Raw genomic sequence first — 19,978 nt, 5'->3', positions numbered from 1 at the left:
TTAGGCGTACTCCTATTCATCCGCTCAGCCTATTTGACTTGAAATTCAACCCTGTCGCCCTCATAAAGATCACATACGCCTAATCTTCGAGGAAACATTATGAGCAACCCATTGCTAAGTGGCACAGAATTACCGCTTTTTTCACAAATAAAAACTGAACACATTAAGCCTGCTGTGGAACAAGCCATTGAAAACTGCCGCAACAGTATTGATCAACTCCTCGCCAAGAACAGCTTATACACCTGGGACAACCTAATCGCGCCACTTGAAGAAGTTGATGATGAGCTCAGTAAAGTCTGGTCACCGGTTTCTCATATGAATTCAGTTGTTAGTAATGATAAATGGCGTGTAGCACACGATGACTGTCTGCCACTACTATCAGATTACGGCACCTATGTGGGTCAACACCAAGGCTTATATGAAGCGTATAAATCGATTCACCAGTCCGCGGATTTTGGCCAATTAACTCAGGCACAAAAAATGGTGATTGAACAAAGCCTACGTGATTTCGAATTATCAGGTATTGGCTTAAGTGATGCTGATAAAGTCCGTTATGGCGACATAGTGAAACGTCTTTCAGAACTTACCAGCAATTTTTCAAACCAACTATTAGATGCCACCCAAGCGTGGACCAAACTGATCACCGATGAATCGGAGTTAGTCGGCTTACCGGAATCAGCTATCGCAGCAGCAAAAGCCATGGCTGACGAAAATGAGAAAACAGGTTGGTTATTCACCTTAGATTTCCCATCATACTTGCCTGTTATGACCTACAGTGAAAACCGTGAGTTACGTGAAGAATGCTACCGTGCATTTGTGACACGCGCATCGGATCAAGGCCCTAATGCCGGTGAGTTTGATAACAGTAGCAACATGAATGAAATCATTGCACTACGTCATGAAATAGCTAATCTATTAGGTTTTAAAAGCTATGCCGATGAATCTTTAGCAACCAAAATGGCTGAAACCCCTGAGCAAGTACTGGGCTTTTTGAATGAATTAGGTGAACGCTCAAAAGATCAAGCGGCAAGCGAGTTGGCTGAACTTCGTGCTTTCGCAAAAGAACATTTCAATGTGACCGAAATGGCGTCGTGGGATTTAAGCTTTTATGCCGAAAAACTGCAACAACATAAGTATGAAGTATCCCAAGAAGTGTTACGCCCGTACTTTCCTGAAAACAAAGTATTATCAGGTCTTTTCTTTACGGTAAACAAGCTGTTTGGTTTAACCATTAAAGAAGAAAAACAATTTGATACCTGGCACAAAGATGTGCGTTTTTTCCATATTTTTGATGCTGAAAACATTCACCGTGGCAGCTTCTACCTCGACTTATATGCCCGCACAGGTAAACGTGGCGGAGCATGGATGGATGATTGTCGAGGTCGTCGTATTACCTCTACTGGCCTACAAAAGCCAGTTGCTTATTTAACTTGTAACTTTAATGGCCCCGTAAATGGTAAGCCTGCTTTATTTACCCATGATGAAGTGATCACCTTATTCCATGAGTTTGGCCACGGCATTCACCACATGCTCACCAAAGTTGATGTAGGCGGTGTATCAGGCATTAATGGTGTGCCATGGGATGCGGTTGAATTACCAAGTCAATTTTTAGAAAACTGGTGCTGGCAAGAAGAAGCATTAGCGGAAATTTCAGGTCACTTTGAAACCGGTGAGCCACTTCCTAAAGCATTGCTGGATAAAATGTTAGCGGCAAAGAATTTCCAGTCTGGCATGATGATGTTGCGTCAGCTGGAATTTTCGTTATTCGACTTTAGAATGCACCATGAGTTTGATCCTGCTAAGGGCGCCGATATTCAGGGTATTTTAGATGAAGTGCGCAGTAAGGTAGCGGTATTAACACCCCCCAGCTTTAACCGCTTCCAACATGGCTTTGCCCATATTTTTGCAGGTGGTTATGCAGCGGGATATTACAGCTATAAGTGGGCTGAAGTATTGTCCGCAGATGCCTTTTCGCGCTTTGAAGATGAAGGTATTTTCAACTCAGAAACAGGCAAAAGTTTCTTACACAACATACTTGAAATGGGCGGCAGTGAAGAACCCATGGAGCTATTTAAACGCTTTATGGGACGTGAGCCTAATACCGATGCCCTATTGAGACATAGTGGTATTGCTGCTTAACAAAATACTGTAAACAAAAAAAGCGCCATTAAGGCGCTTTTTTGTTCAAATTGAAACATCCACACTTGATGACTTATGGCACTACATCAATTATTGGCATAAAAAGAATTGCCTTATAGGGATTATCACAATACATTAACAGGCCTCCATACTAATAATAATCTATGAACGGACTTGAACGTTGACAGCCAATATACAGCCTATTTTCTTTGATTTAAAACCAGGAAAAATCGTCGATTTACAAATTGACCATCCTGTTAAGTTACGTATAAAAGCGACGTTAGCAGGTTATGATTTAGGCCAATATATTATCTTAAAACATCCCGCCCCACAGAATATGAATAACTACAGCGATGTGTTAGCCGAAGGTAATGTAGTTGTTGTTCGTTATCTACTTGAAGGTCAACAAGGGGAGTGTTACGCGTTTAAAGCCACCATTCGAAATATCACTAAGATTCCTGAAAAATTTATATTTTTAACCTACCCAGAAAAAATTGAAAATAGACAACTACGTACTCATCAACGCTATGTCACACATTTACCGGCATCGCTTGTCGCAAGAGGCGAGCAAGAGGTTAAAAAAGCAGCCCAATTAAAGGGTATTATTTCTGATATTTCCGCAAAAGGTTGTGGTTTTGTTTTTAAAACCGATAACCCTAAAGTGACCGTAAACCAAAAAGATATCTTTGTCGTGCTTCGCTCACCCAGTGATCTTGAAATTACCATTCCTGCCAGAGTATGTAATAGCCGTTTTGAAAATGGCAAAGTAAATGTAGGCATTCAATTTAAAGAAGATGATGAACAGATCAAAAAGCTATTGAACCAACTCTTTATCGAATTGTAATGGCAATAAGCGACACTTCAGCCAAATAATCTATATTACTTCCCCTTAGCACTGTAGCTATTTTGACTAAATACTCACTCCCAACGACTGGATGGATGAAAAACACTCTGGTATATGGCATCTTTTATAAGTGTGGATCCACAAAGGAATGTTAACTGAGGCTAAGACAATGGCCCACTACCAAGTATTATAGATGCGCTTTAGTGTCATTGTGCCTTATGCAAGTAGGCTTAATCTCGTACGTTGAAGATAATAAAAGAGGCGCATAAGCGCCTCTTTCCAGCAATTGTACATCAAAGCCATTAAGCCAGTTAAATCAACTAGGCTAATTTCAAATCATGCTTTAAGCGATACATTACCATGTCTTCTATCGTTAGGACTGGCATGTTATGTTTTAAACCAAAGGCGACAATTTCCTGCGTTTTAGCCATAGAGCCGTCTTCATTGGTTAGTTCACACAACACCCCAGCAGGCGCTAGACCTGACATTTGCATCAAATCAACAGTGCCTTCAGTATGGCCACGACGCGACATGACTCCACCTGTACGGGCGCGCAGTGGAAATACATGCCCAGGTCTTGCTAAGTCGCTGGCTTTAGCATGTACTGCTGTTGCCGTTTTAACTGTGGTAACACGATCCGCAGCAGAAACACCTGTGGTCACGCCAACTTTGGCTTCTATCGATACCGTAAATGCCGTTTGATTAGCACTGTTGTTATCCATCACCATAGGTGGCAGTTCAAGCTTATTAGCTTGCTCATCGGTTAAGCATAAGCACACAATACCGCTGCATTCACGGATCATTAATGCCATTTGCTCTGTGGTCAGGTGCTGTGCTGAATAGATAATGTCGCCTTCGTTTTCACGGTCTTCATCATCAAGCAATAACACGCCCCGACCTTGTTGTAAGGCAATAATAGCTTTTTCAACGCGCTCGATTGGCTCACCAAAAGGTGCAAGTAAAGATAACTGATTCATGGTTTACTCCTAAAAAAATACCAGAATCAGGGCTTTGAAGAGGGTTTTTACGCCAAATAGAATTGCACCAGCGGACAGAGTCTACTGATGGTGTTGCTATTCTCTCTCATCCGGACTTTAACCGTCGGCTCTGGAATATTAGCCATTACCATATTAGTAATAAACTAAGTCACCAAATCTGCTGACCTCGACGAATCGAGCGCTCGCGGGCTTTATGTTTGCACCATATAAATAGGCACAAGTATTTACCGCCGGTGGGGAATTTCGCCCCGCCCTGAGAATTAATGCTGAAATTCAGCAGCGCTATAATAATGTCCTAGCCACATAAGTTCAATCAACTCAACGCACAAACGCCCGCGAAAATCGCAAAAACTCTGCTTGCTCGCTGGTATGACCTCTGCTAGCCTGTGGCGCTCATAAAGGAGTGGTTGTAAATGAATCTGTATTTTCGATTAGTGTGGTTGTTCATGTGGCGCATTCGCCATTGCCCTGGCATTGGTTTTTTAGGTACCAGCAAGATTAGTTATCGAGCATTGCCGTTTGATTGCGATATAAACCTGCATCTCACTAACTCACGCTACCCTGCATTTATGGACTTGGCACGTACCTATATGATCGCCGATATGGGGTTAATGAAAAAATTTCTCAAGATGAAGTGGATGCCAATTGTTAATGCATCTGAGTTCACTTATATCCGTGATATTAAGCCATTTGAAAAGTTTGAAGTTGAAACTAAAGTGGTTGGCTGGGATGAAAAATATTTCTATATTGAGCAGCGTTTTGTCACAGCACGCGGTTTGCATTGTATTGTTCATGTCCGTGGCGTATTTATATGTAAAGGCAAACAAGTGCCGATTAACAGCTTAGTATTGGAAGCGGGCTATGAAGGTGCAACACCAGATTTGCCACCTGAAGTGGTAAAGTGGAAGCAATTTTTACAACTTAAAAAAGAAAGAAACATTTAACGCCTAATGTTAATCTAAACAACCACAGCCATCGTATAGATGGCTGTTTTGTTTGTGCCATATAATCATTTAAATAGATTAATTTAGCTCATAACTCAAACGCTAAATGACAATCAAATACCTGAGGACCATATTGTGGCTAAGCTAGAAAAATTTGCTGATATCGTGTTACGTGCCTGTGAACGCAAAGGTGGAATGGCGGCTGTTGAAGCTTTGTTACCCAACACATTATCCAGTAGTGAAATAGCCCAATACAGTGATGCACAATTATTATCAGCTATGTCTAAGCGGGTTTTTCAAAGTGGTTTTGTATGGCGCGTAGTCGACAATAAATGGCCCGCTTATGAAAAAGCCTTCTTTGATTTTGAGCCACAAAAAGTGCTGATGCTATCACCTGAGCAGATTCAACAACGGGCATCCGACGCAACACTGATCCGCCACCAAAAGAAGACCCAGGCTATTGTGGATAATGCCTATATGGTGCAATCATTAGCGGCTAAACACGGCAGCTTTGCTGAGTTCATCGCCCACTGGCCAACCGAAGATATTATCGGTTTATGGCAGTCACTGAAAAAACAAGGGACCCGTTTAGGCGGCAATACTGGTGCGTACTTTTTACGCTCCATTGGCAAAGACACCTTTATATTATCCAACGATGTACAAGGGTATTTAAAAGCCAAAAACGTTGTCGATGCCGGATTTAGTTCACAAACAGGCCTTAAACAAACACAAGCAGCATTCAATACTTGGCAACAAGAATCAGGGCTGACATTAGCTGAAATAAGCCGAATTATTTCACTCGGCGTCGGTGATAACTATCTGTAGAAGTGATGATAGGTATTAAGCTGTTACTTGATAACGGCTTAAAAACATTTTTGCAGTTTCATCGGCCAGATGTTGGCGCTCTTCACTGGTGAGTAAAGGTTTGTAAGCCAATAATTGTGGCCAGAAACAATGCCCTTTAATTAAGTGCATTAACTGTTCATTAGCAAAATTAACATCGGTTAGTGCTAACTTATTATCGCTTACGGCGGCTTTTATCCAGCGCAGTAACGCCGTTTCAAGCAGCTTCATTTTCTCAACCTCTCGGTTCATCTCTTCACTATTGTAAAACAAGTGCCCAAATGCGACTCGGGCCATATCGATATGTTCTTGTGAATTAATAAACTCAATTTCGGTCAAAATAATGGCCGTAAATTGTTGTAGTAAATCTTTGTCGGCTTGATATTGACCCTGGTTACGTGTCATAGCTTCAAGCCACAATTCACTCACCAAGTGCATCACTAAGGCTTCTTTGGTAGCAAAGTGATTATAAACCGTGCGTTTAGACACTTGAGCCTCTTCAGCTAGCTTGTCCATGCTGGTCGCTGCGACACCTATCGATTTAAAGGTGCGCTTGGCTGCATCAATGATGGCTTGTCGTTTTAACTGGCTGCGGCTTTTCTTTTCAGTGTCCATATACTTTGTATTCAAAAAATTGATAAAAGTTATTTTACACTGACCAGTTTACTTTTCAACTGGATCGCAATAAACTACACCGTATAGTTTACTTTTTAGTTGATAATGAAAATGTTGATTATTGTCGTATCAGTCTTGTTAATCATGATTACATCTATTGGGGTATTTCAATGGTTGATTGTGACGTAAACCAAGCAGTAAATTAGCAAAAAGGAATATCTGATGTTTGCAATATGCTCAAGAATTTTGCGTTTACAAAACGGACAACTGCCCTTGCTAAACAACATCATGTTGAGCTTATTATCCCTGAATTTGACCTACTGATTTGTATGCCTACTCCACAAGCACACAATCTTTGATGACAAAGTTCAGTGCAATTAACGCAACAAACACCTGTTTTACAATAAAAATAAGCAAAACTAACCAAAAGAGCTAACAGACAAAAACCATTAATAGTGAAATACTATAATAACTTTCAACAAGGTTATCTTAGTTGGTCTGTGTAATTGCAATATATAGCTGTTAAATTAACCACACACTGAGTAAACATTTTTAATTAAATTACTCATAAAACAAGTTTTTTACTCCAAATTCGTTAACAAACAGTTATCAATCAAGCGGGTTAACGTATTTATTTACAATTTAGCCCATTGGCTTTGCGAATAGTTTCTATGAGCAATGTTAATTGCGTAGCAAAATATACAGTTAGAATTGAAATAGCCTTTTTCACACAGTAACCTAGTTGTGTGTGGATACATTAGAGTAGGAGCTCTCATGCACAAAGCATTGAAAATTGCCGCAGTGATAACTGCGACGTTATGGTTAACAGCCTGTGGCAAACAAGACGAAGGAGCGCAGGCTCAACAAGAGCGCCCACCTACTCCGGTTGGTGTAATGGTAGTGACAGCACAGTCACAGTCGATTCAAGTAGAGCTACCGGGTCGCAGTAAATCGTTTTTAGAAGCTGAAGTTCGTCCACAAGTGTCTGGTATTATTACTGAACGTGGATTTATTGAAGGTAAAGAGGTCACTAAAGGTCAATCTCTTTATCAAATCGATTCAGCTACCTATAAAGCGGCTTTAGTTAGCGCAGAAGCTGATTTAGCCAGTGCTAACGCAGGTTTAGAATCTGCTAAAGCGAAAGCGGCGCGCTACCAAACATTGGTAAAAACTAATTCGGTCAGTGTACAAGATTTTGATGAAGCAAAAGCCGCTTATAAAGAAGCCTTAGCATCTGTAACCGTTGCGCAAGCCGCTATTAACACAGCTAAAATCAATCTTGAATATACTGAAGTAAAAGCCCCAATTGCGGGTCGCATAGGTAAATCATCAGTAACAGCAGGTGCTTTAGTCACCGCAAACCAAAGCAGCACTTTGGCGACGATTCAACAATTAGACCCTATCAATGTTGATATTGCTCAATCTAGTGTGCAGTTATTACGCCTTAAAAGTAAGCTAAAAGCGGGTAAGTTACAAAAAAGTGACAATGCTACTGTTACGCTGATTTTAGAAGACGGTACCACTTATGATCAGCAAGGTACGATGCAATTTGCTGAGGTCAGTGTTGACGAGGCTACCGGGTCTGTCACATTACGTGCTGAATTCCCTAACCCTGATGGTGTACTGTTACCTGGTATGTATGTGCGTGCACGTTTAGATACAGGTACTGATCCACAAGCTATTTTAGTGCCTCAACGCGCCATTACTCGCAATACCAAAGGTCAGGCAATGGCTATGATTGTTAATCAAGATAACAATGTCGAAGTGCGTATTGTCACTACTGCTGAAGTAATTGATAACCAATGGCGCATCATTGATGGCCTCCAAGCTGGCGATAAATTAATTGTAGAAGGCTTACAAAAAATTCGTCCAGGTGCGGCGGTATCACCACAGGTATTAACTGAAGATACTCCACAAAAATAGGACATTATTATGGCTCGCTTTTTTATCGATCGCCCTATTTTTGCTTGGGTGATCGCAATTCTTATTATGTTAGCAGGCGTGCTGGCCATTAAAGGCCTGCCCATTGCCCAATACCCTAGTATTGCACCGCCAACGGTTGTGATTACCGCATTTTATCCTGGTGCATCGGCCAAAACCATGGAAGATACCGTGACTCAAGTTATTGAGCAACGTATGACAGGTATTGACCATTTACGCTATATTTCTTCTAGCAGTGATAGTTTTGGTAACGCTACTGTTACCTTAACGTTTAATGCCGAAGCCGATGCCGATATTGCTCAAGTTCAAGTGCAGAATAAACTGCAGTCGGCAATGACCTCCTTACCTCAAGAAGTACAATCACAAGGTGTAAACGTTAACAAATCCAGCGCGGGTTTCTTAATGGTTGTGGCGTTTGTGTCTGAAGACGGCTCGCTGGCTAAAAACGATATTTCTGATTACGTTGCTGCCAATATTCAAGACCCGATGAGTCGAGTACCAGGTGTTGGTGAACTCGAATTGTTTGGTGCGCAGTACGCAATGCGCATCTGGCTTGAACCGCTAAAGTTAACCCAATACAACTTAACCAGTATTGATGTAATGGCAGCCATTAGAGAGCAAAATGCTCAAATATCGGCTGGCCAATTAGGCGGTTCACCTGCAATGCCAGGCCAGGAATTAAACGCCACGGTTACCGCACAAAGCCGTTTACAAACACCTGAACAATTTAAACGTATTATTCTGAAATCAGACTCTTCTGGCGCAAATGTCTATCTTGAAGATGTGGCTCGAGTTGAACTTGGTGCCGAAAGCTACGCGGTTGAATCCTTCTATAATGGTAAACCTGCATCTGGTCTAGCTTTTAAGTTGGCAACAGGTGCAAACGCACTCGATACAGCTAATAATATTCGCGACCGTTTAGATGATTTAAAAACCTATTTTCCTGAAGGGTTAGAAATTTACTATCCGTATGACACTACTCCATTTGTTGAGAAATCTATTGAAGGTGTGGTCCATACGTTAATCGAAGCTATCGTATTAGTATTCTTGATCATGTATCTGTTCTTACAGAACTTCAGGGCAACGTTAATCCCAACGATTGCAGTACCCGTAGTACTACTGGGTACATTCGCTATTTTGTCGGCAACAGGGTTCTCTATTAACACCCTCACCATGTTCGCTATGGTGCTGGCAATTGGTCTACTGGTCGATGATGCCATTGTGGTAGTAGAAAACGTTGAACGATTAATGTCTGAAGAGGGGTTAAGCCCACTTGAAGCAACTCGTAAGTCGATGGATCAAATTACTGGCGCACTTGTAGGTATTGGTTTAACACTTTCTGCGGTATTCGTGCCTATGGCCTTTATGTCAGGCTCTACCGGGGTGATTTATCGTCAGTTCTCAATCACTATCGTATCGGCTATGGCGTTGTCAGTATTAGTAGCGTTGATTTTAACACCTGCATTATGTGCAACCATGTTAAAGCCATTACCTAAAGGTCATACCCATATTAATACCGGCTTTTTTGGTTGGTTTAACCGTATGTTTGATCGCATGACATCTCGCTATGAAGCGAGCGTGGCAAAAATTCTTAAACGCAGTTTCCGCATGATGGGCATATATCTTGTGCTTGTTATTGCTACAGCGTGGATTTTCTTACGCATGCCAACGGCATTCTTACCAGATGAAGATCAGGGGATTTTATTCACCCAAGCAATTTTACCAACCAACTCAACCCAAGAAAGTACCGTTAAAGTGTTAAACGAAATCAATGATTTCTATCTGACCCAGGAAAGCGATTCGGTAAACTCTGTGTTCAGTGTTGCAGGTTTCAGCTTTGCGGGTATGGGCCAAAACATGGGCATGTCGTTTGTTGGCTTAAAAGATTGGGCCGAACGAGAAGAACCAGGTCAGGATGTACAGTCTATCGCAGGTCGTGCAATGGGCCGCTTTATGCAAATAAAAGAAGCCATGGTGTTTGCGTTTGTTCCACCTGCGGTAATTGAGTTGGGCACAGCAAATGGTTTCGATTTATATCTGCAAGATAGAAGCGGTAAAGGCCATGATGCATTAATTGAGGCACGTAACCAGTTACTGGGTATGGCGGCACAAAATCCAAGCTTGGTGGGCGTTAGACCCAATGGCCAGGAAGATGCGCCAATGTACGAAATTCATATCGACCAAGCTAAAGTGCGCGCACTGGGTATTGATATCAACAGTGCCAACAGCGTACTCGCTACCGCATGGGGTGGCTCATATGTGAATGACTTCATTGACCGTGGTCGTGTTAAGAAAGTATACGTGCAAGGTGAGGCTAAATATCGTATGCAACCCAGTGATTTAGACACTTGGTATGTCCGTAACTCAGAGGGCGAAATGGTGCCCTTTTCAGCCTTCGCGACAGGCTCTTGGAACTTTGGTTCACCGCAGTTACAACGCTTTAATGGTTTACCTGCTGTCAATATTCAAGGTGCTACCGTGCCTGGTTACAGTACCGGTGATGCTATGGTTGCGATAGAGAAAATGGTCGAACAATTACCACCTGGGTTTGGAGTTGAGTGGAATGGCCTGTCCTATGAAGAACGTTTGTCGGGTAACCAAGCACCTGCATTATATGCTTTGTCAATTCTAGTGGTGTTTTTGGTCCTTGCAGCACTCTATGAGAGCTGGTCGGTGCCATTTGCCGTCGTATTAGTCGTACCTCTAGGGGTTATTGGTGCATTGCTTGCTATGAACGGTCGAGGTTTACCTAACGACGTATTCTTCCAGGTAGGCTTATTGACAACGGTGGGCCTAGCAACCAAGAATGCCATCTTGATCGTTGAATTCGCCAAAGACTTCTACGATAAAGGTGCGGGATTAATCGAAGCAACACTAAATGCGGTACGTGTGCGTTTGCGTCCTATTCTAATGACCTCATTAGCATTTGGTTTCGGTGTGGTTCCATTAGCAATTAGTACTGGTGTCGGTTCCGGCAGTAAAAACGCCATTGGCACCGGTGTATTAGGTGGCATGATGAGTTCGACATTCTTAGGTATATTCTTAATTCCACTGTTCTTTGTGGTGGTTGAAAGACTTTTCAGTAAGAGAAAAAGCCAAGCTGAATCAGAAATAAACAGTGTCGACTCAGCCGCAAGCAATAAGCCTGACGTCTGACGCTTAACGCTTAACGCTTAACGCTTTTCAGAAAATAACTGAGTAAAGGTATTTGGCAGAATATAAAGGACCAAACGTGCAAACGTTTGGTCCTTTATTTTATCAAGCTGAATAGATGGTAAAGATCGTCCTCGAACGATATTTACCAGTAGGTTAAAGATCCGCAAGGTAAGCTTTAACACCTAGATTGCTACCTATCTAACCCAAAGTATCAATTGCTTTAACTCACCTGAATTTAGTCTGGCATAAAAAAACCTATCATTTACTTCATCAATTAGATTGTCATTGATAACCACTTGATCTCATCACCCCAAGTAATTCTGGACGCTTTTAAAACCCCCTATATGCCAACTGTCCTTAATATGTGACATTCACTCGCACTGATGTCTAGTCAGATTTAGCCAACATAATTCTCCTAGCCAAAGAAACTCGTCCACGAGCGTTATGGCTGCAACTGTTTGAATCAGTATATTTAGACGGAGCAGTCACGCCAGTAACGAAAGCCATTATTGCCTCACATGCTAACAGCAGATAAATGTACGAGTATTTGAAATTGATCTCAGCGACAGCATGATTTAGATGATAACTTTGCTAAACTAACAACCCTCAAGTTACCCCGGTTCACCAGAACTAAACCATGGAGAGCAAGTGTGATAACGACTTTATCAGAATGAACTAGTTAATAGCTGCTTTCATGGAGATGAGGATATTTGAGCCAGAAGGGATATCCGATTGAGCTATTAGAGAGAATAGGTCTGACCCATAAATTAATGAGATTGGTACCATCTGATTGGTATTAGGCGCCTGGAAATAATCGACTCTCAGATGGGCATATCGGCTACACGACTTTAATGCTTAAATCTCAGACGTAAAAAAGCCCGTTGCATTAGCAACGGGCTTATCACTACTCTTTCGAGTAAATTAGGCGCCTGGAAATGACCTACTCTCACATGGGCATATCGGCCACACTATGTTTGACTCATGCTCAAGAATAATTTTTCGACACAAAACAAAAAGGCCACTCAATTAGAGTGGCCTTGCTGTTTTATTTGGCGCCTGGAAATGACCTACTCTCACATGGGGAGACCCCACACTACCATCGGCGATACTGTGTTTCACTTCTGAGTTCGGAATGGGATCAGGTGGTGCCACAGCTCTATGGTTTCCAGACAAATTTGGTTATCTAACGCCATTTAACTAGCATTAAATAATAATTCGGAAAGCTGATTGCTCATTAGAGCTTCTTGAGTTCGCACTGTCTAAGTGTCCCATCCTAACAACTAAGGTTAGTAAAACCCATCTGGGTTGTATGGTTAAGCCTCACGGGTCATTAGTACAAGTTAGCTCAACGCCTCACAACGCTTACACACCTTGCCTATCAACGTAGTAGTCTCCTACGGCCCTTTAGAGAGCTTAAAGCTCTAGGGATGACTCATCTTGGGGCTCGCTTCCCGCTTAGATGCTTTCAGCGGTTATCGATTCCGAACGTAGCTACCGGGCAATGCCATTGGCATGACAACCCGAACACCAGCGGTTCGTCCACTCCGGTCCTCTCGTACTAGGAGCAGCTCCCCTCAATCATCCAACGCCCACGGCAGATAGGGACCGAACTGTCTCACGACGTTCTGAACCCAGCTCGCGTACCACTTTAAATGGCGAACAGCCATACCCTTGGGACCGACTTCAGCCCCAGGATGTGATGAGCCGACATCGAGGTGCCAAACACCGCCGTCGATATGAACTCTTGGGCGGTATCAGCCTGTTATCCCCGGAGTACCTTTTATCCGTTGAGCGATGGCCCTTCCATTCAGAACCACCGGATCACTATGACCTACTTTCGTACCTGCTCGACGTGTATGTCTCGCAGTTAAGCTGGCTTATGCCATTGCACTAACCGTACGATGTCCGACCGTACTTAGCCAACCTTCGTGCTCCTCCGTTACTCTTTGGGAGGAGACCGCCCCAGTCAAACTACCCACCAGGCACTGTCCTCAACCCCGATAAGGGGCCAGAGTTAGAACATCAAAACTACAAGGGTGGTATTTCAAGATTGACTCCACTCCATCTAGCGACGAAGCTTCAAAGTCTCCCACCTATCCTACACATGTAGGTTCAATGTTCAGTGCCAAGCTATAGTAAAGGTTCACGGGGTCTTTCCGTCTAGCCGCGGGTATACGGCATCTTCACCGCAATTTCAACTTCACTGAGTCTCGGCTGGAGACAGCGTGGCCATCATTACGCCATTCGTGCAGGTCGGAACTTACCCGACAAGGAATTTCGCTACCTTAGGACCGTTATAGTTACGGCCGCCGTTTACCGGGGCTTCGATCATGAGCTTCTCTTGCGATAACCCAATCAATTAACCTTCCGGCACCGGGCAGGCGTCACACCGTATACGTCATCTTGCGATTTTGCACAGTGCTGTGTTTTTGATAAACAGTTGCAGCCACCTGGTATCTGCGACTGCCGTCAGCTTAGGGAGCAAGTCCCATCACCAACAGCAGCGTACCTTCTCCCGAAGTTACGGTACCATTTTGCCTAGTTCCTTCAGCCGAGTTCTCTCAAGCGCCTTGGTATTCTCTACCCGACCACCTGTGTCGGTTTGGGGTACGATCCCTACTAACCTGAAGCTTAGAAGATTTTCCTGGAAGCATGGCATCAACTACTTCATCACCTTAGTGACTCGTCATCAGCTCTCAACGTGTACATTTAAGTACGTGTTCCCGGATTTGCCTAAGAACACCGCCTACTACCTTAAACGCGGACTACCAACGCCGCGCTAGCCTAGCCTTCTCCGTCTCTCCATCGCAGTTAGCAGAGGTACAGAAATATTAATCTGTTTTCCATCGATTACGCCTTTCGGCCTCACCTTAGGGGTCGACTCACCCTGCCCCGATTAACGTTGGACAGGAACCCTTGGTCTTTCGGCGAGGGAGTTTTTCACTCCCTTTATCGTTACTCATGTCAGCATTCGCACTTCTGATACGTCCAGTGTGGGTTACCCCTTCACCTTCAACCGCTTACAGAACGCTCCTCTACCGCTTGCAGTAAACTGCAAACCCGTAGCTTCGGTGGTATGTTTAGCCCCGTTAAATCTTCCGCGCAGGCCGACTCGACTAGTGAGCTATTACGCTTTCTTTAAATGATGGCTGCTTCTAAGCCAACATCCTAGCTGTCTAAGCCTTCCCACATCGTTTCCCACTTAACATACACTTTGGGACCTTAGCTGACGGTCTGGGTTGTTTCCCTTTTGACAACGGACGTTAGCACCCGCTGTCTGTCTCCCGAGTAGTACTCATTGGTATTCGGAGTTTGCAAAGGGTTGGTAAGTCGGGATGACCCCCTAGCCTTAACAGTGCTCTACCCCCAATGGTATTCGCTCGAGGCGCTACCTAAATAGCTTTCGAGGAGAACCAGATATCTCCGAGTTTGATTGGCCTTTCACCCCCAGCCACAAGTCATCCGCTCATTTTTCAACATAAGTCGGTTCGGTCCTCCAGTTGATGTTACTCAACCTTCAACCTGCCCATGGCTAGATCACTCGGTTTCGGGTCTACGCCTTGCAACTAAACGCGCAGTTAACACTCGGTTTCCCTACGGCTCCGCTATTCGCTTAACCTCGCTACAAAACGTAAGTCGCTGACCCATTATACAAAAGGTACGCAGTCACGGTCTCAAGAACCGCTCCCACTGCTTGTACGTATACGGTTTCAGGTTCTATTTCACTCCCCTCACAGGGGTTCTTTTCGCCTTTCCCTCACGGTACTGGTTCACTATCGGTCAGTCAGGAGTATTTAGCCTTGGAGGATGGTCCCCCCATATTCAAACAGGATGTCACGTGTCCCGCCTTACTCGTTTTCATCTATGGTTAGTTTTCATGTACGGGGCTATCACCCTGTGCCGCTGAGCTTTCCAACTCATTCCACTAACACCCCATAGACTTAAGGGCTAATCCCCGTTCGCTCGCCGCTACTAGGGGAATCTCGGTTGATTTCTTTTCCTCTGGGTACTTAGATGTTTCAGTTCCCCAGGTTCGCCTCATACAGCTATGTATTCACTGTATGATGACCACTTATGTGGCCGGGTTTCCCCATTCGGATATCGTTAGCTCAAATGCTTATTACTAGCTCGCCAACGCTTTTCGCAAGTTATTACGTCCTTCATCGCCTCTGACTGCCAAGGCATCCACCGTATACGCTTAGTCACTTAACCATACAACCCAAATGAGTTTCACAACCCTTGTAAACAAGAGAATGAACTAATTAGACTGTATCGCAACTAGCTGGTTTTTACTTGTCTCACTCCCGACCAGGAAGTGTGACTCGCCTTAGTTTTTAGAATATTCAAGACACTTAAACAGTGTTTTGAGAACTCAAGATACTGATGCTTTCGCATCAATATTATTTTCGCACTAACGTAATCACATAAACGACAACGAATCATCATTCATGCGCCTTTAGTTAGTACTATCAGCTTTCCAAATTGTTAAAGAGCGGGCTTAAAAAAGCCAAAGATAAAATTTCGTTTATCTTTGGCATCTCGGACCAATATGTATGTTTCTCATTAAAGAGAATGGTGGAGCTATGCGGGATCGAACCGCAGACCTCCTGCGTGCAAGGCAGGCGCTCTCCCAGCTGAGCTATAACCCCTTTACATACAGTGAGAATTTACGTTCACCTTCAACGAAGGCATTAAACCAAATCGTTTCTATTCAAGGCGGTAAGTGGCGACGTTTAGTTCACTAAACGAGTCACTTTCCAACGCAGGAAAGGAAAGATTTTGGTGGGTCAGAGTGGACTTGAACCACCGACCTCACCCTTATCAGGGGTGCGCTCTAACCAGCTGAGCTACAGACCCAACGTAATTTCTCTTTCTTTCTATCAAGTAATCTGTGTGAACACTCACATGCATTTCTGCACTTTAGGTATTGAGTTAGTCGTATAGGTAAGGAGGTGATCCAGCCCCAGGTTCCCCTAGGGCTACCTTGTTACGACTTCACCCCAGTCATGAACCACAAAGTGGTGAGCGTTCTCCCGAAGGTTAAACTACCCACTTCTTTTGCAGCCCACTCCCATGGTGTGACGGGCGGTGTGTACAAGGCCCGGGAACGTATTCACCGTGACATTCTGATTCACGATTACTAGCGATTCCGACTTCATGGAGTCGAGTTGCAGACTCCAATCCGGACTACGACGTACTTTGTGAGATTAGCTCCACCTCGCGGCTTTGCAACCCTCTGTATACGCCATTGTAGCACGTGTGTAGCCCTACTCGTAAGGGCCATGATGACTTGACGTCGTCCCCACCTTCCTCCGGTTTATCACCGGCAGTCTCCCTAAAGTTCCCGACATAACTCGCTGGCAAATAAGGATAGGGGTTGCGCTCGTTGCGGGACTTAACCCAACATTTCACAACACGAGCTGACGACAGCCATGCAGCACCTGTCTCAGAGTTCCCGAAGGCACTAAGCTATCTCTAGCGAATTCTCTGGATGTCAAGAGTAGGTAAGGTTCTTCGCGTTGCATCGAATTAAACCACATGCTCCACCGCTTGTGCGGGCCCCCGTCAATTCATTTGAGTTTTAACCTTGCGGCCGTACTCCCCAGGCGGTCTACTTAATGCGTTAGCTTGGGAGCCCAGTGACTAAGTCACCAAACTCCGAGTAGACATCGTTTACGGCGTGGACTACCAGGGTATCTAATCCTGTTTGCTCCCCACGCTTTCGTGCATGAGCGTCAGTCTTTGTCCAGGAGGCCGCCTTCGCCACCGGTATTCCTTCAGATATCTACGCATTTCACCGCTACACCTGAAATTCTACCTCCCTCTACAAGACTCTAGTTCCCCAGTTCCAAATGCAATTCCTAGGTTGAGCCCAGGGCTTTCACATCTGGCTTAAAAAACCGCCTGCGCACGCTTTACGCCCAGTAATTCCGATTAACGCTCGGACCCTCCGTATTACCGCGGCTGCTGGCACGGAGTTAGCCGGTCCTTCTTCTGTAGGTAACGTCACAGCAATAGTTTATTAAACTACTGCCTTTCCTCCCTACTGAAAGTGCTTTACAACCCGAAGGCCTTCTTCACACACGCGGCATGGCTGCATCAGGCTTTCGCCCATTGTGCAATATTCCCCACTGCTGCCTCCCGTAGGAGTCTGGGCCGTGTCTCAGTCCCAGTGTGGCTGATCATCCTCTCAGAACAGCTAGGGATCGTCGCCTTGGTGAGCCATTACCTCACCAACTAGCTAATCCCACCTAGGTTCATCCAATCGCGAAAGGCCCGAAGGTCCCCTCCTTTCCCCCGTAGGGCGTATGCGGTATTAGCAGTCGTTTCCAACTGTTATCCCCCTCGACTGGGCAGATCCCTAGGCATTACTCACCCGTCCGCCGCTCGCCGGCAAAGATAGTAAACTATCTTCCCGCTGCCGCTCGACTTGCATGTGTTAGGCCTGCCGCCAGCGTTCAATCTGAGCCATGATCAAACTCTTCAATTAAAGTTTTTTTGAAACCCGAAGGTTTCGGCTCAATGAATTCTGATTGCTTTATCAACCGAAGTTAACAAAGTCTTTTTGTACATATTACTATGAACATTCATCGTTGCATTGAGTTTAAATTTTTTGATTGCCAACATTCCGAAGAACAGAAGACAATTTCGAATAACTCAATACCTGTGAATGTCCACACAGATTACTTGATAAATTGTTAAAGAGCGTTGATGTTGATTTTTCAAACATCGCCGTAAGACGCTAGGTCGTTGGCTTGGGCTGCGTATTCTACAGACCCTGTTGTCAGCGTCAAGTGTTTTTTCAAACTTTCTTTTCGCTGTTGATTTGATGATGAAACCGAAGTTTTTATCCTTTCAAATCAACCTGACTTCCTAAGTGATTAACTTCAGATGCCACTTTGCTTTCGCGCTGTGCCGTGTCAGTGGATGCGCATTATAGGGAGATTCTGAATCGGCGCAAGGGGGGATCGCGATCTTTTTTACTGACCGATGATCTTTTACTCAGATCGCTGTTTTTTTCGCTTTTCCTGCCCATAAATCCGACAAGTTTGATCCATAAAGCTGTATTTATCATATTTAAGTTAATTTTAAGCTCATTTTTTCTACAACGGACTGGTTAATGTTCGGATTATTCATTAATATATAGCGGTTTTTTAACAGTTATTTTTCATTTCATTATTATTAGAGATTATTTTATGCAGAAATCATTCGTGATTGTTCTTATTGCAGCACTTGTTGGTGCTTTTGTTTTTTTTCAAGTTCAAGGTAGTGTAGCTTCCTCTGTAGCGTTTATTGCAGGGATAGTAACAGCAACACTTATCTTTACCTTTGTTCCATCTAGCCAAGCTCGCGCATCTGATGAACCTTATGTAGGTCCAACAATGACGTTATATGTTGGTAACTTACCTTACCGTGTTCATGAAGGTGAAGTTAAAGAGTTATTTGGTGAGTATGGCCCGGTTAATTCAGTCCGTTTAGTACGTGATCGCAAAACAGGTCGCCGTAAAGGCTTTGGCTTTGTTGAAATGTCTGAAGCGGGTGCTCAAAAAGCAATGGGTAAGTTGAACGACTATACTTTCCAGGAGCGTACTTTAAAGGTAAGAGAAGCTAAATCTCAAGAATCTGATTCTTCCGATTCTTCTGATGCTTAATCTAACTTAGTTAGGTGGTTTAGTCGGTTATTTGTTTCACACTAGTGAACCCATAACCGACTAATGCTTTATAGAGTCCTGTTGAAATCTGTTTTGTATAACTGACCGTTAATTCACTTCCCTGCTTATTACTCATAGCAACCAATGTTTTTACTCTATTCGCTATTGCCAATCCAGAATCTAATAATTTGACATGATTACCCAGTATCTGGTTAATTTCGGCTGCGATAATAGGAAAATGTGTACAGCCTAATACCAGCACATCAATATCAGCATCTTTAATAGGTTGCAGTATTAAGGCCAATTCTATTAGGTCTATGATTTCACCTGCGACATATTTCTCTGCCATCATAACTAATTCTGATGACCCGAATAATTCTACTTTGCAGTCATCGGCAAATTCATTAATCAGTTCTTGAGTATAATCACGTTTTACTGTGCCAGGTGTGGCAAGCAGTCCAATATGCTTCTTGGTAGATAATGCAGCGGCGGGTTTAATGGCTGGCACAACGCCAACGACAGGGATAGATAAACTCTGCCTTAACCTTGGCAATACTAGAGTGCTGGCGGTATTACATGCAACAACCACAATAGCAGCATTGATTTGATGTACCTGTTGTAGAATTAACTCAACACACCCTTCAATTAAATCTACTTCTGATAAGTTTCCATAGGGCAAGCGGGCATTATCAAATAAGTAATGATAATCCCTATTTGGCAGTAACTTGCGGATTTCTGATAGTACTGATAAACCACCTATTCCTGAGTCGAATACTAAAATTGGCTCTGACAAAGTGGTCTCCTATTTTATATACATTGGATATCGACGCTATTTGTTATAAAATT

The 19,978-nt window shown here is 43.7% G+C and carries 10 protein-coding genes, 2 tRNA genes, 3 rRNA genes and 1 riboswitch; of the genes, 7 read left to right on the top strand and 8 right to left on the bottom strand.

Annotation, left to right across the window (positions count from 1 at the left end; all coding sequences use genetic code 11):
• Positions 1 to 99 precede the first annotated feature (99 nt).
• Together prlC and FJ709_RS00690 are read left to right on the top strand one after the other, a co-directional pair.
• Positions 100 to 2,139 (top strand): oligopeptidase A, encoded by a 2,040-nt coding sequence (prlC, locus tag FJ709_RS00695; RefSeq protein ID WP_226412500.1) that lies wholly within the window; start codon positions 100 to 102, stop codon positions 2,137 to 2,139.
• Between the two features lie 181 nt (positions 2,140 to 2,320).
• Complete coding sequence (locus FJ709_RS00690; protein ID WP_226412498.1) at positions 2,321 to 2,983, top strand: flagellar brake protein; 663 nt, start codon at positions 2,321 to 2,323, stop codon at positions 2,981 to 2,983.
• Between the two features lie 320 nt (positions 2,984 to 3,303).
• Here FJ709_RS00690 and ribB read toward each other — a convergent pair whose 3' ends face one another.
• Positions 3,304 to 3,960, bottom strand: coding sequence for a 3,4-dihydroxy-2-butanone-4-phosphate synthase (gene ribB, locus FJ709_RS00685; protein WP_226412496.1), 657 nt, complete (start codon positions 3,958 to 3,960; stop codon positions 3,304 to 3,306).
• Positions 3,961 to 4,054: 94 nt separating this feature from the next.
• Positions 4,055 to 4,246, bottom strand: a riboswitch (FMN riboswitch).
• A 148-nt stretch (positions 4,247 to 4,394) separates the two neighbouring features.
• On the opposite strand from ribB, the gene FJ709_RS00680 reads away from it, so the two are divergent.
• On the top strand, positions 4,395 to 4,925 hold the full coding sequence (locus tag FJ709_RS00680) for a thioesterase family protein (RefSeq protein WP_226412494.1): 531 nt from the start codon (positions 4,395 to 4,397) through the stop codon (positions 4,923 to 4,925).
• 135 nt (positions 4,926 to 5,060) lie between these two features.
• A complete protein-coding gene (locus FJ709_RS00675; protein ID WP_226412492.1) occupies positions 5,061 to 5,750 on the top strand; it encodes a DNA-3-methyladenine glycosylase I in 690 nt (229 codons plus the stop codon).
• Between the two features lie 15 nt (positions 5,751 to 5,765).
• Here FJ709_RS00675 and FJ709_RS00670 read toward each other — a convergent pair whose 3' ends face one another.
• Positions 5,766 to 6,383, bottom strand: coding sequence for a TetR/AcrR family transcriptional regulator (locus FJ709_RS00670; protein WP_226412490.1), 618 nt, complete (start codon positions 6,381 to 6,383; stop codon positions 5,766 to 5,768).
• A gap of 774 nt (positions 6,384 to 7,157) precedes the next feature.
• Here FJ709_RS00670 and FJ709_RS00665 point away from each other — a divergent pair.
• Positions 7,158 to 8,306, top strand: coding sequence for an efflux RND transporter periplasmic adaptor subunit (locus tag FJ709_RS00665; protein ID WP_226412488.1), 1,149 nt, complete (start codon positions 7,158 to 7,160; stop codon positions 8,304 to 8,306).
• A gap of 9 nt (positions 8,307 to 8,315) precedes the next feature.
• Positions 8,316 to 11,480 carry an efflux RND transporter permease subunit gene (locus FJ709_RS00660; RefSeq protein ID WP_226412486.1) on the top strand — a complete coding sequence of 1,055 codons (3,165 nt, stop codon included), beginning with the start codon at positions 8,316 to 8,318 and terminating at the stop codon, positions 11,478 to 11,480.
• A 1,054-nt stretch (positions 11,481 to 12,534) separates the two neighbouring features.
• Here the strand turns inward: FJ709_RS00660 and rrf are convergent.
• The 5 genes from rrf to FJ709_RS00630 all read right to left on the bottom strand — a co-directional run bounded on the left by rrf (position 12,535) and on the right by FJ709_RS00630 (position 17,970).
• Positions 12,535 to 12,650, bottom strand: a 5S ribosomal RNA gene (gene rrf, locus FJ709_RS00650).
• Positions 12,651 to 12,789: 139 nt separating this feature from the next.
• Positions 12,790 to 15,692: ribosomal RNA gene (locus tag FJ709_RS00645) — 23S ribosomal RNA — on the bottom strand.
• A gap of 361 nt (positions 15,693 to 16,053) precedes the next feature.
• A tRNA-Ala gene (locus FJ709_RS00640) sits at positions 16,054 to 16,129 on the bottom strand.
• Between the two features lie 131 nt (positions 16,130 to 16,260).
• A tRNA-Ile gene (locus FJ709_RS00635) sits at positions 16,261 to 16,337 on the bottom strand.
• Positions 16,338 to 16,425: 88 nt separating this feature from the next.
• Positions 16,426 to 17,970, bottom strand: a 16S ribosomal RNA gene (locus FJ709_RS00630).
• Together the 16S, 23S and 5S rRNA genes with 2 tRNA genes alongside form the textbook arrangement of a ribosomal RNA operon.
• 706 nt (positions 17,971 to 18,676) lie before the next feature.
• Between FJ709_RS00630 and FJ709_RS00625 the strand changes: the two genes are divergently transcribed.
• Positions 18,677 to 19,132: an RNA recognition motif domain-containing protein gene (locus FJ709_RS00625; RefSeq protein WP_226412484.1), complete on the top strand. Its 456-nt coding sequence runs from the start codon at positions 18,677 to 18,679 to the stop codon at positions 19,130 to 19,132.
• A 19-nt stretch (positions 19,133 to 19,151) separates the two neighbouring features.
• Here FJ709_RS00625 and murI read toward each other — a convergent pair whose 3' ends face one another.
• Complete coding sequence (gene murI, locus FJ709_RS00620; protein WP_226412482.1) at positions 19,152 to 19,925, bottom strand: glutamate racemase; 774 nt, start codon at positions 19,923 to 19,925, stop codon at positions 19,152 to 19,154.
• Positions 19,926 to 19,978: the final 53 nt, after the last annotated feature.

It is taken from the genome of Shewanella glacialimarina, assembly GCF_020511155.1.
Classification (GTDB): domain Bacteria; phylum Pseudomonadota; class Gammaproteobacteria; order Enterobacterales; family Shewanellaceae; genus Shewanella; species Shewanella glacialimarina.
The sequence above is the reverse complement of the archived record's forward strand: the minus strand, read 5'-3'. Positions and strand labels throughout refer to the sequence as shown.